Source organism: Mycolicibacterium chengduense (genome assembly GCF_033741155.1).
GTDB lineage: Bacteria > Actinomycetota > Actinomycetes > Mycobacteriales > Mycobacteriaceae > Mycobacterium.
In genome coordinates this window covers 26,109-41,637 of sequence record NZ_JAWQNH010000004.1, presented here as the reverse complement: position 1 = coordinate 41,637, position 15,529 = coordinate 26,109, and the positions used below count along the sequence as shown (strand labels likewise).

General features: G+C 70.4%; 12 protein-coding genes. All 12 read left to right on the top strand.

The genetic code is table 11. From position 1 onward, the window contains the following. Positions 1 to 175: 175 nt before the first annotated feature. The 12 genes from SBI67_RS15255 to ftsZ all read left to right on the top strand — a co-directional run bounded on the left by SBI67_RS15255 (position 176) and on the right by ftsZ (position 15,525). Positions 176 to 610 carry a division/cell wall cluster transcriptional repressor MraZ gene (locus SBI67_RS15255; protein ID WP_318981384.1) on the top strand — a complete coding sequence of 145 codons (435 nt, stop codon included), beginning with the start codon at positions 176 to 178 and terminating at the stop codon, positions 608 to 610. Next, positions 585 to 1,700: a 16S rRNA (cytosine(1402)-N(4))-methyltransferase RsmH gene (gene rsmH / locus SBI67_RS15250; protein ID WP_318981383.1), complete on the top strand. Its 1,116-nt coding sequence runs from the start codon at positions 585 to 587 to the stop codon at positions 1,698 to 1,700. The genes SBI67_RS15255 and rsmH overlap by 26 nt, the downstream gene beginning before the upstream one ends. Next, the gene (ftsL, locus tag SBI67_RS15245; protein ID WP_318981382.1) at positions 1,697 to 2,833 is read left to right on the top strand and encodes a cell division protein FtsL; all 1,137 of its coding nucleotides are present in this window, start codon (positions 1,697 to 1,699) and stop codon (positions 2,831 to 2,833) included. Before rsmH ends, ftsL begins: the two co-directional genes overlap by 4 nt. Further along, a complete protein-coding gene (locus SBI67_RS15240; RefSeq protein WP_318981381.1) occupies positions 2,830 to 4,761 on the top strand; it encodes a peptidoglycan D,D-transpeptidase FtsI family protein in 1,932 nt (643 codons plus the stop codon). Before ftsL ends, SBI67_RS15240 begins: the two co-directional genes overlap by 4 nt. Before the next feature lie 54 nt (positions 4,762 to 4,815). Continuing rightward, positions 4,816 to 6,330, top strand: a complete 1,515-nt coding sequence (locus SBI67_RS15235; RefSeq protein ID WP_318981380.1) for a UDP-N-acetylmuramoyl-L-alanyl-D-glutamate--2,6-diaminopimelate ligase — start codon at positions 4,816 to 4,818, stop codon at positions 6,328 to 6,330. Further along, complete coding sequence (locus SBI67_RS15230; protein WP_318981379.1) at positions 6,327 to 7,841, top strand: UDP-N-acetylmuramoyl-tripeptide--D-alanyl-D-alanine ligase; 1,515 nt, start codon at positions 6,327 to 6,329, stop codon at positions 7,839 to 7,841. Before SBI67_RS15235 ends, SBI67_RS15230 begins: the two co-directional genes overlap by 4 nt. Continuing rightward, positions 7,838 to 8,917, top strand: a complete 1,080-nt coding sequence (gene mraY / locus SBI67_RS15225) for a phospho-N-acetylmuramoyl-pentapeptide-transferase (protein ID WP_266048330.1) — start codon at positions 7,838 to 7,840, stop codon at positions 8,915 to 8,917. Before SBI67_RS15230 ends, mraY begins: the two co-directional genes overlap by 4 nt. A gap of 223 nt (positions 8,918 to 9,140) precedes the next feature. Further along, positions 9,141 to 10,724 carry a putative lipid II flippase FtsW gene (gene ftsW, locus SBI67_RS15220; RefSeq protein ID WP_413232519.1) on the top strand — a complete coding sequence of 528 codons (1,584 nt, stop codon included), beginning with the start codon at positions 9,141 to 9,143 and terminating at the stop codon, positions 10,722 to 10,724. 62 nt (positions 10,725 to 10,786) lie between these two features. Next, positions 10,787 to 11,854 (top strand): undecaprenyldiphospho-muramoylpentapeptide beta-N-acetylglucosaminyltransferase, encoded by a 1,068-nt coding sequence (gene murG, locus SBI67_RS15215; protein ID WP_413232518.1) that lies wholly within the window; start codon positions 10,787 to 10,789, stop codon positions 11,852 to 11,854. Further along, positions 11,851 to 13,284, top strand: a complete 1,434-nt coding sequence (gene murC, locus SBI67_RS15210) for a UDP-N-acetylmuramate--L-alanine ligase (RefSeq protein WP_318981376.1) — start codon at positions 11,851 to 11,853, stop codon at positions 13,282 to 13,284. The genes murG and murC overlap by 4 nt, the downstream gene beginning before the upstream one ends. Continuing rightward, positions 13,284 to 14,216: a cell division protein FtsQ/DivIB gene (locus SBI67_RS15205; RefSeq protein WP_318981375.1), complete on the top strand. Its 933-nt coding sequence runs from the start codon at positions 13,284 to 13,286 to the stop codon at positions 14,214 to 14,216. Before murC ends, SBI67_RS15205 begins: the two co-directional genes overlap by 1 nt. Before the next feature lie 157 nt (positions 14,217 to 14,373). Further along, positions 14,374 to 15,525, top strand: a complete 1,152-nt coding sequence (gene ftsZ / locus SBI67_RS15200; RefSeq protein WP_266048326.1) for a cell division protein FtsZ — start codon at positions 14,374 to 14,376, stop codon at positions 15,523 to 15,525. Positions 15,526 to 15,529 lie beyond the last annotated feature (4 nt).

Sequence of the window (15,529 nt, the reverse complement as noted above, 5' to 3'; positions counted from 1 at the left end):
TCGGCGGGCTGTGCGGTGCTGACGGTGCCGTCGGGCCGAGCTTCCGGCAATCCAGCGGGGCATGGTGGGGCGCGCCACCAATTTTGTGGTAGCAAATGGCGCTTGGTGGGGGATTGTGGGGTAAAGTGGCTGACAACGGAGCGGCCGGGGCTCCGGAGCAGCGGGAGGTGGCGAGATGTTTCTCGGCACCTACACGCCCAAACTCGACGACAAGGGGCGACTGACGTTGCCCGCCAAATTCCGCGACGCACTGGCAGGAGGGTTGATGGTCACCAAGAGTCAAGACCGCAGCCTTGCTGTCTATCCCCGCGCCGAATTCGAGTCGATGATCATCGAGCTGGACGACAAGGCTCGGCGGGGCAGCCCGCAGGAGCGCGCATACGTCCGCAACCTGGCAGCCGGCACCGACGAGCAGCACCCCGACGCGCAGGGCCGGATCACCCTGTCCGCCGAACACCGGCGCTACGCCAACCTCTCCCGGGAGTGCGTGGTGACCGGTTCGATTCGCTTCCTGGAGATCTGGGACGCGCAAGCGTGGCAGGAATACCAGGACGCCCACGAAGAGACTTTCTCCGCGGCCAGCGATGACACTCTTCGCGACATTCTCTGATCAGGATGCCCGTGCAGCGTGGCCTCTGCCCGAACCGGCCCTGGCGTACTTCCCCGACGCCAGGTCCACTTCGGTCAGAGACCTCGCTGCAGGGGCTCGGCATCACCACCACAGGGGAGTCGCCTTGTCCGAGTACGGCCACGTCCCGGTCCTGATCGACCGCTGCGTCGAACTGCTGGCCCCGGCCCTGACCCGCAAGCATGCCGACGGCACCGGCGCCGTGCTGGTGGACGCCACCCTCGGCGCGGGCGGACACTCCGAACGCTTCCTCACCGAATTCCCCGGCCTGCGGGTGATCGGGCTGGACCGTGACCCGAACGCCCTGGCGATCGCCACCGCACGGCTCGCGCCGTTCGGTGACCGGATGACGTTCGTGCGTACCCGCTACGACGGATACTGGGCCGACCGGGCCGAACCCACGGTGGACGCCGCGCTCTTCGACCTGGGCGTGTCGTCCATGCAGCTCGACCGCGCCGACCGCGGTTTCTCCTACGCCCAGGACGCCCCGCTGGACATGCGGATGGATCCCGACTCCGCCCTGACCGCGGCCGAGATCCTCAACACTTACGACGAGAAGGCGCTGGCCCGCATCCTGCGCGAGTACGGCGAGGAGAAATTCGCCGGCCGCATCGCCGGACGTATCGTGCGGCGCCGGGAGCGAGCCCCGCTGCGCACCACCTCAGAACTCGTCGAGCTGCTGTACGAGGCCATCCCGGCGGCCACCCGGCGCACCGGCGGTCACCCGGCCAAGCGCACGTTCCAGGCCCTGCGCGTCGCCGTCAACGCCGAGCTCGACTCGCTCGGCGCCGCCATACCGGCCGCGCTGGACGCGTTGGCCGGCGGCGGCCGCATCGCGGTGATGGCCTACCAGTCGCTGGAGGACCGAATCGTCAAACGCCTGTTCACCGCGGCCACGACCTCCCGGACACCGCCGGGGCTGCCGGTCGAACTGCCCGGCTACGAGGCCGAATTCGTCGCGTTGACCCGCGGGGCCGAGCAGGCCGACGCCGCCGAAATCGATCGGAACCCGCGCAGCGCGTCGGTCCGACTGCGTGCTCTGGAAAAGGTTGCCGGAAAGGATGACTCATGAAGGTCAAGCGATCCGCACCGGTGCCCAGCGCCGATGGGCGCCGGCGGGGCAACCCCGAGAAGCCCGGGAAGAAGGTCCCCGGGAAGAAGGTCGAGGGGGCCGGTAAACGGCAGCCGGAGCCCGCCGCCCGTCGCCGCAGCCCGCGGCGACCGGCGGCCGAGCCGCGCACCCACCGTCCGCAGCGGTCGGCGCCGCACACCAGCCCGATCCCACGCAGCTCGCCCGCGCCGACCATGGCCAAGAGTGCCAAGCAGGCCAAGGCGCGAGCCAAGGCGCGGAAAGCCAAGGCGCCCAAGATTGTTCGGCCCCCACTGCGCGAGCGGCTGATCACCCGGCTGGCCTCGATCGAGCTGAACCCGCGCGCCATGGTGGCGCGGGTGCCGTTCGTGGTGCTGGTGATCGGCGCGCTGGGTATCGGGCTGGGCATGACTTTGTGGCTGTCCACCGACGCCGCCGAGCGGTCGTACCAGTTGGGCCATGCCCGTGAGCTGAATCAGGCGCTGCTGCAGCAGAAGGAAGCACTCGAGCGCGACGTGCTGGAGGCCCAGGCCGCCCCGGCGCTGGCGGAGGCCGCCCGGAACCTGGGCATGATCCCGTCCCGCGACACCGCGCACCTGGTGCAGGACCCGACCGGCAACTGGATGGTGGTCGGCACGCCCAAACCGGCCGAGGGGGTGCCCCCGCCACCGTTGAACGCCCCGCTGCCCGATGACAGCCCGGCACCTGCTGTGACCAACCGGCCCAACCAGCCGGCCAACCCGGCTGCCGCCCCGGCAGGACAGAACCCGGCCGCCGCGCCCGCCCCGCCCGGGCCCCGAGTGGTGGACCCGCGGGAAGTGGTGGTCCGGCTGCCCTCGCCCGCCACCGCGGCGCCCGCGGCCCCGCTGGTGGCCGCCCCGCAGGCGGCGGTGCCGGCACTGCCCGGCACGCCGGAGGCGGTGCCCCAGATGGCCCCGGCTCCCGCACCCGCCGCAGCCCCTGCACCCGCCGCAGCGCCCATCGCGCCGGAGGCCGTTCCGCCGGCAGCGGTTGACGGCGCACCGCACCTGCCGGCACCGCTACCCGCGCAGCCGGGCCCGGTCGGCGGCGTCGAACAGCCCGCCCCGGTGGTCCCGTTGGGCGCCCCCGCATGATCGGCAAGAAGAAGAAGCCCGCCGCCCAACCCGTCAAGCGACGCACGGCTGCCGCCACCGGCGAACACTCGGCCACCGAACGGCGGATCCGTCAGCCGCTTGTGGGCGGTAACGACGGCAGTTCGCGCAGTTCGTCGTTCGTCTTCCGGCACCGGGTCGGCAACGTGGTCATCTTCCTGGTGCTCGTGGTGGCCGCGGCGCAGCTGTTCAACCTGCAGATCTCCAACGCCGCCGGGCTGCGCGCCGAGGCGCTCGGGCAGCTCAAGGTCACCGACGTGCAGAAAGCGGTGCGCGGCAGCATCGTCGACCGCAACGACGACAAGCTGGCCTTCACCATCGAGGCCCGGGCCCTGACCTTCCAGCCGGTCAAGGTGCGCAAGCAATTGGAAGAGGCCAAGGCCGCCGACCCCGAGGCGCCGGACCCGGACCAGCGGCTGCGCGCCATCGCCACCGAGGTTGCCACCCGGCTCAACAACAAACCCGATGCGGCCACGCTGCTGAAGAAGCTGTCCGGCAAGGACTCGTTCGTGTACCTCGCGCGCGCCGTGGACCCGGCCGTCGCCGACGCCATCACCACCAAGTTCCGCGAGGTGGGCACCGAACGGCAGGACATCCGGCAGTATCCGGGCGGATCGCTGGCGGCCAACATCGTCGGCGGCATCGACTGGGACGGCCACGGCCTGCTCGGCTTGGAGGACTCCTACGACGCCAAACTGGCCGGCACCGACGGGTCGGTCACCTATGACCGGGGATCCGACGGCGTGATGATCCCGGGCAGCATGCGCAACAAGCACGATGCCGTCAACGGTTCGACGGTGCAGCTCACGCTCGACGACGACATCCAGTACTACGTCCAGCAGCAGGTCCAGATGGCCAAGGAAGCCTCCGGCGCCAACAACGTGTCGGCTGTCGTCCTGGACGCGAAAACCGGTGAGGTGCTGGCGATGTCGAACGACAACACGTTCGACCCGAGCCAGGACCTCGGCCGCCAGGGCAGCCGGCAGATGGGCAATCCGTCGGTGTCCTCGCCGTTCGAGCCGGGATCGGTCAACAAGATCATCACCGCGTCCACTGCGATCGAGCTCGGGCTGACCAATCCCGATGAGGTGCTGCAGGTTCCGGGATCGATCGACATGGGTGGAGTCACCGTGCGCGACGCCTGGGCGCACGGCGTGATGCCGTACACCACCACCGGCGTGTTCGGAAAGTCCTCCAACGTCGGCACGCTGATGTTGGCGCAGCGGGTCGGGCCGGAGCGCTTCTACGACATGCTCAGCAAGTTCGGTCTCGGCCAGCGCACCAACGTCGGCCTGCCGGGGGAGAGCTCGGGTCTGGTCCCGCCCATCGACCAGTGGTCGGGCAGCTCGTTTGCGAACCTGCCCATCGGACAGGGCCTTTCGATGACCTTGTTGCAGATGGCCGGCATGTACCAGGCAATCGCCAACGACGGGGTGCGCATCCCGCCGCGGATCATCAAGTCCGTGATCGCCGCCGACGGCAGCCGGGCCGACGAACCGCGGCCGGAAGGGATCCGGGTGGTCTCCGCGCAGACCGCGCAGACCGTGCGCAACATGTTGCGCGCCGTGGTGCAGAAGGACCCGCGCGGCATCCAGCAGGGTACCGGTTCGGCGGCGGCGGTCGAGGGGTATCAGATCGCCGGCAAGACCGGCACCGCCCAGCAGATCAACCCGGCGTGCGGCTGCTACTACGACGACCACTACTGGATCACCTTCGCCGGCATGGCGCCGTCGGACGATCCGCGCTACGTCGTCGGCATCATGGCTGACAACCCGCACCGCACGGCCGACGGCCAACCCGGTAACACGATGGCGCCGCTGTTCCATCACATCGCCGCGTGGCTGCTGCAGCGGGAGAACGTGCCGCTGTCGCCGGATCCGGGACCGCCGCTGATCCTGCAGGCCGATTGAGCGCGGCTCACGCCGACCGCCGGCGATGAACCCGACCGGTACTGTGGCAAGGCCATGAAACTGCGTCCCTCGCATCCCACCGGCGAACTGCTCGCAACGCTGGCCGCGCACATCGGCGCCGGCGGCGCGCACGCCGCAGGAACCCGGGTCACCGGTGTCACCCTGAGCAGCCAGGACGTCGTGCCGGGTGACCTGTTCGCCGCCCTGCCCGGGTCCCGGGTGCACGGCGCCCGGCATGCCGCCGACGCGCTCGCCGCCGGCGCGGTGGCGATTCTCACCGACCCGGCCGGGCTGGCCCTGCTGCCCGACGGTCATACCGCCGACGTGCTGGTGCATCCGCACCCACGCGGCGTGCTCGGCGAGGTGGCCGCCGCCGTGTACGGCGATCCCACCCGCAAGCTGCGTGTCATCGGCATCACCGGCACCTCCGGCAAGACGACCACCACCTTCCTGGTGGAGGCCGGGCTGCGCGCGGCCGGGCGGGTGGCCGGGCTGATCGGCACCGTCGGCATCCGGATCGACGGGCGGGACCAGCCGAGCAGCCTGACCACCCCGGAAGCACCCGACCTCCAGGCGCTGTTCGCGCTCATGGCCGAGCAGGGGGTCGACACCGTCGTCATGGAGGTGTCCAGCCACGCGCTGGCCCAGGGCCGCGTGGACGGCGTGGCGTTCGAGGTGGGCGGCTTCACCAACCTGTCCCGTGATCATCTGGACTTCCACCCGACCATGGCCGATTACCTGAACGCCAAGGCCCGCTTGTTCGAGCCGAACTCGCCCACCCACGCTGCCCGCGCGGTCGTGTGCGTCGACGACGAGTGGGGCCGGGAGATCGCCGCCCGCTCGGTGGATCCGGTCCGGGTCAGTATCACCGGCGTCGAGGCCGACTGGCGCATCGAGGACGCGCAGTCGATCGGCCAGGGCACGCAGGAATTCGTCGCCGTCGACCCGGCGGGTGTGCACCACCGGCTGCGCATCGGGCTGCCCGGCCGCTACAACGTGGCCAACGCCTTGTTGGCGCTGGCGCTGCTCGACGCGGTCGGGGTGTCCCCGGAGCAGAGCGCCCCCGGCCTGCGCGCCGCCGCGGTGCCGGGCCGGATGCAGGCCATCGACCGCGGCCAGGATTTCCTGGCGCTGGTCGACTACGCCCACAAGCCGGGCGCGCTGGAGGCGGTGCTGCAGACGCTGCGGCCGCAGACGGCGGGTCGGCTGGCGGTGGTGTTCGGTGCCGGCGGCAACCGTGATCCCGGCAAGCGGGAACCGATGGGGCGGGTGGCCGCCGAACTGGCCGACCTGGTGGTCGTCACCGATGACAACCCGCGCGACGAGGATCCGGCCGCCATCCGGTCGGCCGTGCTCGTCGGAACGGTCGGGTTGCCCGCCGAGGTGGTGGAGATCGGTGACCGGCGGGCCGCCATCGACCATGCGGTGGCCTGGGCCCGTCCCGGTGACATCGTGCTGATCGCGGGCAAGGGGCATGAGTCGGGCCAGACCGCCGCCGGGCACACTCGTCCGTTCGACGACCGCGAGGAGTTGGCGGCCGCGCTGGAGAAGCTGAGGCAGGACGCATGATCCCGCTGACCGTGGCACAGATCGCCGATATCGTCGGCGGCGAGCTGTCCGGCATCAGCCGCGCCGATGCCGAGCAGACCCGGGTCACCGGGACCGTCGAGTTCGATTCCCGGGCGGTCGCCGACGGTGGGTTGTTCCTGGCGCTGCCCGGCGCGCGGACCGACGGTCATGATTTCGCGCCGGCGGCGGTGGCCGCCGGGGCGGTGGCGGTGCTGGCGGCCCGGCCGGTCGGGGTGCCTGCCATCGTGGTGCCGCCCGCCGAGAACCCGGACAACTCCTCGGGAGCACTGGAACATGACGCCGACGGGTCGGGTGCCGCGGTGCTGGCCGCGCTGGGCCGGCTGGCCGCCGCGGTGGCCGCCGAGCTGACCGCCGGCAAGCTGCGGATCATCGGGGTGACCGGGTCGTCGGGCAAGACCTCGACCAAGGATCTGCTCGCCGCGGTGCTGGCCCCGCTGGGGCAGGTGATCGCCCCGCCGGGGTCGTTCAACAACGAGTTGGGGCATCCCTGGACGGTGCTGCGCGCCACCGCCGATACCGACTTCCTCATCCTGGAGATGTCGGCGCGTCATCCCGGCAATATCGCCGCGCTGGCCGCCATCGCGACGCCGTCGATCGGGGTGGTGCTCAACGTGGGTACCGCGCATTTAGGCGAGTTCGGCTCACGCGAGGTGATCGCGGCCACGAAATCGGAACTGCCGCAATCGGTCCCGGCGTCCGGGGTGGTGGTCCTCAACGCCGACGATCCCGCCGTGGCGGCGATGGCCGATGTCACCGCCGCGCGGGTGGTCCGGGTGTCGCGGGCCGCCGGCGCCGATGTGTGGGCCGGGCCGGTGACCCTGGACGAGGTGGCCAGGCCACGGTTCACCCTGCATGCCGGCAACCAAGAAGTCGATATCGCGCTCGCCGTGCACGGCGAGCACCAGGTGTCCAACGCGCTGGCGGCCGCGGCCGTGGCGCTCGAATGCGGCGCCACCCTGGCGCAGGTGGCCGACACCCTGGCCGGGGCCGCCCCGGTGTCGGCGCGGCGGATGCAGGTGAGCACGCGGGCCGACGGGGTCACGGTCATCAACGACGCCTACAACGCCAACCCGGACTCGATGGCCGCGGGGCTCAAGGCGCTGGCCTGGATGGCGCGTTCGGCGAGTGAGCGCAGGCGCAGCTGGGCGGTGCTCGGCGAGATGGCCGAGCTGGGGGATGACGCGATAACCGAACACGATCGCATCGGTCGGCTGGTGGTGCGCTTAGATGTCTCTCGACTGATTGTTGTCGGAGCAGGGAGAACGATGCGTGCGATGCACCAGGGGGCGGTGATGGAGGGGTCGTGGGGCAGTGAGTCCGTCCTGGTCCCCGACGCCGACGCCGCACTGGAGTTACTGCGCGCCGAACTCGCCGACGGTGATGTGGTGCTGGTGAAGGCCTCCAACTCGGCCGGGCTGGGCGCGCTGGCGGACGCCCTGGCTGCCGATGGGCAGCAGCGTGGCGACACGGGTACCGGGCCCGAAGCATGAAACAGATCCTGATCGCGGTCGCCATCGCCCTCGCGGTGTCGATCATGCTGACCCCAGCCCTGATCCGCTTGTTCACCCGGCGCGGCTTCGGACACGAGATCCGTGAGGACGGCCCGGCCAGTCACCACAAGAAGCGCGGCACGCCGTCGATGGGCGGCGTCGCCATCGTCGCGGGCATCTGGGCCGGGTATCTGGGCACCCACCTGGTGGGACTGGCCTTCGGCGGTGAGGGGCCGTCGGCATCCGGGCTGCTGGTGCTGGGTCTGGCCACCGCGCTGGGCGTGGTGGGCTTCGTCGATGACCTGATCAAGATCCGTCGCTCCCGCAACCTGGGCCTGAACAAGACCGCCAAGACGGTCGGCCAGCTGGGCGCGGCCATCCTGTTCGGCGCACTGGTGCTGCATTTCCGCAACGGTGACGGGCTGACCCCTGGCAGTGCCGGGTTGTCCTATGTCCGGGAGATCGCGACCGTGACGCTGGCGCCGCTGGTGTTCGTGGTGTTCGTCGTGGTGCTCGTCAGCGCCTGGTCGAACGCGGTGAACTTCACCGATGGCCTCGACGGGCTGGCCGCCGGCGCCATGGCGATGGTCAGCGCCGCGTACGTCTTGATCACGTTCTGGCAGTACCGCAACGCCTGCGCGACCAGTCCCGGACTCGGCTGTTACAACGTGCGCGATCCGCTGGACCTGGCGTTGGTGGCCGCCGCCACCGCCGGGGCATGTGTCGGATTCCTGTGGTGGAACGCCGCTCCGGCGAAAATCTTCATGGGTGACACCGGTTCGCTGGCGCTGGGCGGCATCATCGCGGGCCTGTCGGTGACCAGCCGCACCGAGATGCTGGCGGTGGTGTTGGGCGCGCTGTTCGTGGCCGAGGTCACCTCGGTGGTCGTGCAGATCCTGGCGTTCCGCACGACGGGCCGCCGGGTGTTCCGGATGGCGCCGTTCCACCACCATTTCGAGCTGGTGGGCTGGGCGGAGACCACGGTGATCATCCGGTTCTGGCTGCTCACCGCGATCTCGTGCGGGCTGGGTGTGGCGCTGTTCTACGGCGAATGGCTGAGTGCCGTCGGCGCGTAGGCGCCGCGCTTCAGGTTCCGTCGGCGCGTAGGCGCCGCGCTTGAGGTGAAGTCGGCGCGTAGGCGCCGCGGGAGCTCAGGGCGTTTGCTGCCCGATCGTTATCGCGACACGCCACCGATGTCCCCGTCCGGCAGGGCGACCCGGGGGAAGATCCTGGGGTGCAGGGGACTAGTGGGGCGGGTGTTACACCTGTGACTTGTGTGAATTGCCGGAGGTCGGCTTGCTGACCGCGGTGCGGTCAAGGCTGCGGCGTTCCAGCAAAGCCGACGCGAACGTGAGCCCCGAGCCGGCCGACACCGCGAAAGACGCGAAAGAAACGCCCCTCAAGGGTGAGCCGCGGACCAGGTTCGGGATGTGGCTGGGCCGGCCGATGACGTCGTTCCACCTGATCATCGCGGTCACCGGGCTGCTGATCACCCTCGGCCTGACCATGGTGCTGTCTGCCTCCGGGGTGCACTCCTACGACGAGGGCGGTTCGCCGTGGACCATCTTCGGCAAGCAGGTGCTCTGGACCTGCGTCGGCCTGGTGGCCTTCTACATCGCCTTGCGGATGCGGGTCGCTCTGATGCGCCGGCTGGCCCTGCCGGCCTTCGCCTTCACCGTCTTCCTGATCGCGCTGGTGCTGGTGCCCGGCATCGGCACCTACTCCAACGGTTCGCGCGGCTGGTTCGTCGTCGCCGGTTTCTCCATGCAGCCCTCGGAGCTGTGCAAGATCGCCTTCGCCATCTGGGGCGCGCATCTGCTGGCGGCCCGGCGCATGGAGCAGGCCTCGCTGCGCGAGATGCTCGTGCCGCTGGTGCCTGCCGCGCTGCTCGCGGCCACCCTGATCGTGCTGCAGCCCGACCTCGGGCAGACGGTGTCACTGGCGATCATCCTGCTCGGTCTGCTCTGGTATGCGGGCCTGCCGCTGCGGGTCTTCGTCAGCTCACTGGCCGCGGCCGTGGTCGCCGCCGCCGTCCTGGCGATGTCCCGCGGCTACCGCTCCGACCGGGTGCAGTCCTGGCTGAACCCGGGCGCCGACGCCATGGGCTCGGGTTACCAGTCGCGCCAGGCCCGCTACGCCTTGGCCAACGGCGGCGTATTCGGTGACGGCCTCGGGCAGGGGACGGCCAAGTGGAACTATCTGCCGAACGCGCACAACGACTTCATCTTCGCCATCATCGGGGAGGAACTCGGCTATATCGGCGCCGCCGGGCTGCTGTGCCTGTTCGGGCTGTTCGCCTACACCGGCATGCGTATCGCCCGTCGGTCGGCCGATCCGTTCCTGCGGCTGTTGACTGCGACCGTGACGCTGTGGGTGCTGGGGCAGGCGTTCATCAACGTCGGCTACGTGATCGGCTTGCTGCCGGTCACCGGCCTGCAGTTGCCTCTCATCTCTGCCGGTGGAACATCAACGGCCACAACGCTTTTCATTCTCGGCGTGATCACCAACGCGGCGCGCCACGAACCCGAGGCGGTGGCCGCGCTGCGGGCCGGCCGCGACGACAGGGTCAACCGGATACTGCGCCTGCCGCTGCCGGAGCCCTATGTTCCGCCCCGCATCGACATCGCCAAGGACCGGATGCGTGCCAAGGCCGACAAGCCGGCCCGCAAACCGCAGAAGGCCGCGCCCAAGGCGCCGGCCAAAGCGGCCATCGGCTCCGGGCGTAAAACCGAGCATCCGGCCGACAGGGCGGGACGACGCGCAAGGCATCATGGAGGCGGCCAGCGCTCCGGCCAGCCGGCCACGTCCGGCCGTGCCGGCGCCGGTGGACAACGTCAGCAGGGCCGCCGCGCCCGCGCATTGGAAGGTCAGCGTTACGGGTGAGCAGTTCGGGGATATCGGTCGTTCTCGCCGGAGGCGGGACGGCGGGGCATGTGGAACCCGCGATGGCCGTCGCCGATGCCCTCACCGAACTGGAGCCCGACGTCCGGATCACTGCGCTGGGCACGGCCCGCGGTCTGGAGACGCGGCTGGTGCCCGAACGCGGCTATGACCTGCGGCTGATCACGCCGGTGCCGTTACCGCGCAAACCGTCGGGAGACCTGGTTCGGTTGCCGTGGCGGGTGCGCACCGCCATCCGGCAGACCCGGGCGGTCTTCGACGAGATCGCCGCCGATGTCGTCATCGGGTTCGGCGGGTACGTCGCGCTGCCTGCGTACCTGGCGGCTCGACCCGGGCTGCGCCGGGGCCGGGTGCCGGTGGTCATCCACGAGGCCAACGCCAGCGCCGGCCTGGCCAACCGGGTCGGCGCCAGGTCGGCCCGGCGGGTGCTCTCCGCGGTCCCCGAGCCCGGCTTGCGGCATGTCGAGGTGGTCGGGGTGCCGGTGCGGGCGAGCATCACCACCCTGGACCGCGCGGCGCTGCGTGCGCAGGCCCGCGCCACCTTCGGATTCGACGACGATGCCGTGGTGCTGCTGGTCTTCGGTGGCTCCCAGGGAGCTCAGTCGATCAACCGCGCCGTCGTTGCTGCGGCCAAAGAACTTGTCGGCAAGGGTATTTCGGTGCTGCACGCACACGGCCCGAAGAACACCGTCGACCTGCCCGAGCTGAGCGGGACCGGCCGGTATGTCGCGGTGCCCTACCTGGACCGGATGGACCTGGCGTATGCCGCGGCCGATCTGGCGATCTGCCGGTCCGGTGCGATGACGGTGGCCGAGGTCACCGCGGTCGGGCTGCCCGCGGTGTACGTCCCACTGCCGATCGGCAACGGTGAGCAACGCCTCAACGCACTGCCGGTGGTGTCGGCCGGTGGCGGCCTGCTCGTCGACGACGCCGACCTGTCCGGTGGATTCATCGCCGACCAGGTCGTCCCGCTGCTCACCGATGCCGAGCGGCTCGGCCGGATGACCTCCGCCGCGGCGCTGGCCGGCCATCGCGACGCCGCCCGGAGCGTGGCCGAGGTGGCGCTGGAAGTGGCCCGGCAGGGTCGCGCCGGTCGGAAGAGCTTGCGATGAAAGAACTCCCGCCCGAGCTGGCCCGGGTGCACATGGTCGGCATCGGCGGCGCCGGCATGTCCGGGATCGCCAGGATCCTGCTGGACCGCGGTGGCCAGGTGTCAGGGTCGGACGCCAAGGAGTCGAGGGGTGTCGCGGCCCTGCGCGCCCGCGGCGCCGAGATCCGGATCGGTCACGACGCGGCGGCGCTGGACATGCTCGAGGGCGGCCCCACCGCGGTGGTGACCACGCACGCGGCCATCCCGAAGACCAATCCCGAACTGGTGGAAGCTCGCCGCCGGGGTATCCCGATCATCCTGCGCCCGGTGGTGTTGGCCAAGCTGATGGCCGGCGACAAGACGCTGATGGTCACCGGCACGGCCGGCAAGACCACCACCACGTCGATGCTCATCGTCGCGCTGCAGCACTGCGGATTCGATCCGTCGTTCGCGGTCGGGGGTGAGTTGGGCGCGGCGGGCACCAACGCTCATCACGGCAGCGGCCCGTATTTCGTCGCCGAGGCCGACGAGAGCGACGGCTCGCTGGTCGAGTACCGACCGGATATCGCGGTGGTGACCAATATCGAAGCCGACCACCTGGATTTCTTCGGCAGCGAACAGGCCTATGTCGACGTGTTCGACGCGTTCATGGAGCGCCTGCAACCGGGTGGGGCCGTGGTGGTCTGCGTCGACGACCCGGGTGCCGCCGCCTTCGCCGAACGCACTGCGGCGCTGGGGATCCGGGTACTGCGCTATGGCAGCCGAGGCGACGTGGCGGGCCGGCCGGAGTTGGCCGGTGAACTGCTGGACTGGGAACAGCACGGCACCACCGCGGTCGCCACCGTGCGGTTGGCGGGGGAGGCCGCCCCGCGCACCATGCGGCTCGCGGTGCCCGGCCGGCACATGGCACTCAACGCACTGGCGGCGCTGCTGGCCGCGATCGAAGCCGGCGCCCAATCGGATGTCGTGCTGGAAGCCCTTGCGGCGTTCGAGGGGGTGCGGCGGCGCTTCGAACTGGTCGGGACGGCGGCCGGGGTGCGGGTTTTCGACGATTACGCACATCACCCGACCAAGGTGGCGGCCGCGCTGTCGGCGGTGCACACCCTGGCCCGGGAATCGAAGGGCCGGGCCATCGTGGTGTTCCAACCCCACCTGTATTCGCGGACACAGACTTTCGCGCGCGAGTTCGGTACCGCGCTGAGCGCCGCCGACGAGGTGATCGTGCTGGACGTGTACGCCGCCCGCGAGCAGCCGATCGCGGGCGTCAGCGGGCGCAGCATCGTCGAGCACGTCAGTGCGCCGGTGCACTATGTCCCGGACTTCTCGGCGGTCGCGGACCGGGTGGCGCAGCTGGCCGCAGCCGGTGACGTGGTGGTCACCATGGGCGCCGGTGACGTCACCCTGCTCGGTCGCGAGATTCTCGACGCCTTGCAGCGCAGGCCGGTGTGGTGATGACCGAGCCCGAACACGAGACCGACACCGCCGAGGCCGCGGAGCCGGCGGACACCCCGCCGGCTCCCGACAGCGCCGAGGCAGCAGCTGCTTCGGCGCCGGATTCGGCGCAGGATTTCGAGGGTCCGCGGCGTCGGGCGCGGCGGGAACGGGAGGAACGCCGGGCCGCGCAGGCCCGCGCCATGGCCATCGAACAGGCGCGCCGGGAGGCCAAGCGGAAGGTCGCGGGCCGCGCCGAGCCGCAACGGCCTGCGCCGCCCCGCCGCGTCATCCGGGGCCTGAAGTTGCTCATGTGGACGGCATTGCTGTCGGTGGTCGTGGTGGGTCTGGGCCTGGTGCTGTACTTCACACCGGTCATGTCGGTGCGGGCGACGGTGATCACCGGGCTGAGCGTGCTGACCGAGGATGAGGTCGGCGCCGCGGCAGCTGTTCCGGCGGGCACCCCGCTGCTCCAGGTCGACACCGATGCGGTGGCCGAGCGGGTGGCCACGCTGCGTCGGGTGGCCAGCGCGCGGGTGCAGCGCGAGTATCCGTCGACGTTGCGGATCACCGTAGTGGAACGGGTACCGCTGGTGGTCAAGGACTTTCCGGACGGCCCGCACCTCTATGACAAGGACGGCGTCGACTTCTTCACCGGGCCGCCGCCACCGGGGCTGGCCTATCTGGACACCGACACTCCCGGCCCGAAGGATCCCGCCACCAAGGCGGCGCTGCAGGTGCTCACCTCGCTGCCGCCGGAGGTGGCCGGACAGGTCAGCCGGATCGCCGCACCGTCGGTCGCCGCGATCACGCTGACCCTGATCGACGGTCGGACGGTGGTGTGGGGCACCAACGATCGCACCGAGGAGAAGGCGCTCAAGCTCGCGGCGCTGCTCACCCAGCCGGGACGCACCTACGACGTGTCCAGCCCGGATCTGCCGACGGTGAAATAAAACCCGAGCGACACCCCGGCGCGCCTGACGCGCGATACGGCATCGTCGCCCTACCGTTCTGTTTGCGCGGAACTACTTGACATAACTTTAAACCTATGGTTGAGGTTGAGGGTTTTTCGCCACAGGACCCACGGACATTCTGGGAGGAAGGCAACCGATGACCCCCCCGCATAACTACCTCGCCGTCATCAAGGTGGTCGGCATCGGCGGCGGCGGCGTCAATGCCGTCAACCGAATGATCGAGCACGGCCTCAAGGGCGTGGAGTTCATCGCCATCAACACCGACGCGCAGGCGCTGCTGATGAGCGATGCCGACGTCAAGCTCGACGTCGGCAGGGACTCCACCCGGGGCTTGGGTGCCGGTGCGGACCCCGAGGTGGGCCGCAAGGCCGCCGAAGACGCCAAGGACGATATCGAGGAACTGCTGCGCGGCGCCGACATGGTGTTCGTCACCGCCGGTGAGGGCGGCGGCACCGGCACCGGCGGCGCGCCGGTGGTGGCGTCCATCGCCCGCAAGCTCGGCGCGCTGACCGTCGGCGTGGTCACCCGGCCGTTCTCCTTCGAGGGCAAGCGCCGCTCCAACCAGGCCGAGAACGGCATCCAGTCGCTGCGCGAGAGCTGCGACACCCTGATCGTCATCCCCAACGACCGGCTGCTGCAGATGGGCGATGCCGCCGTTTCGCTGATGGACGCCTTCCGCAGCGCCGACGAGGTCCTGCTCAACGGCGTGCAGGGAATCACCGACCTGATCACCACCCCGGGTCTGATCAACGTCGACTTCGCCGACGTCAAGGGTGTGATGAGTGGCGCGGGCACCGCGCTGATGGGCATCGGGTCGGCCCGCGGCGACGGCCGTGCGCTCAAGGCCGCCGAGATCGCCATCAACTCGCCGCTGCTGGAAGCCTCGATGGAGGGCGCCCAGGGCGTGCTGCTGTCGGTGGCCGGCGGCAGCGACCTGGGCCTGTTCGAGATCAACGAGGCCGCCTCGCTGGTGCAGGAGGCCGCCCACGCCGACGCCAACATCATCTTCGGCACCGTCATCGACGACTCACTGGGCGACGAGGTGCGGGTCACCGTCATCGCCGCCGGATTCGACAGCGTCACCCCCAGTCGCAAGCCGGTCACCGGTGGCGCGCAGACGATTGCGCCCGGAGCGTCGGGCAACGTGCGGTCCTCGGTGTTCGAACCGGCCGACGCGGTCAGCGTTCCCGCCGGGCACACCAACGGCGCCACAGTCCGAATCGGTGGTCCCGATGACGGCGGCATCTCTGATGACGACGTCGACGTGCCGCCGTTCATGCGCCACTAGACAC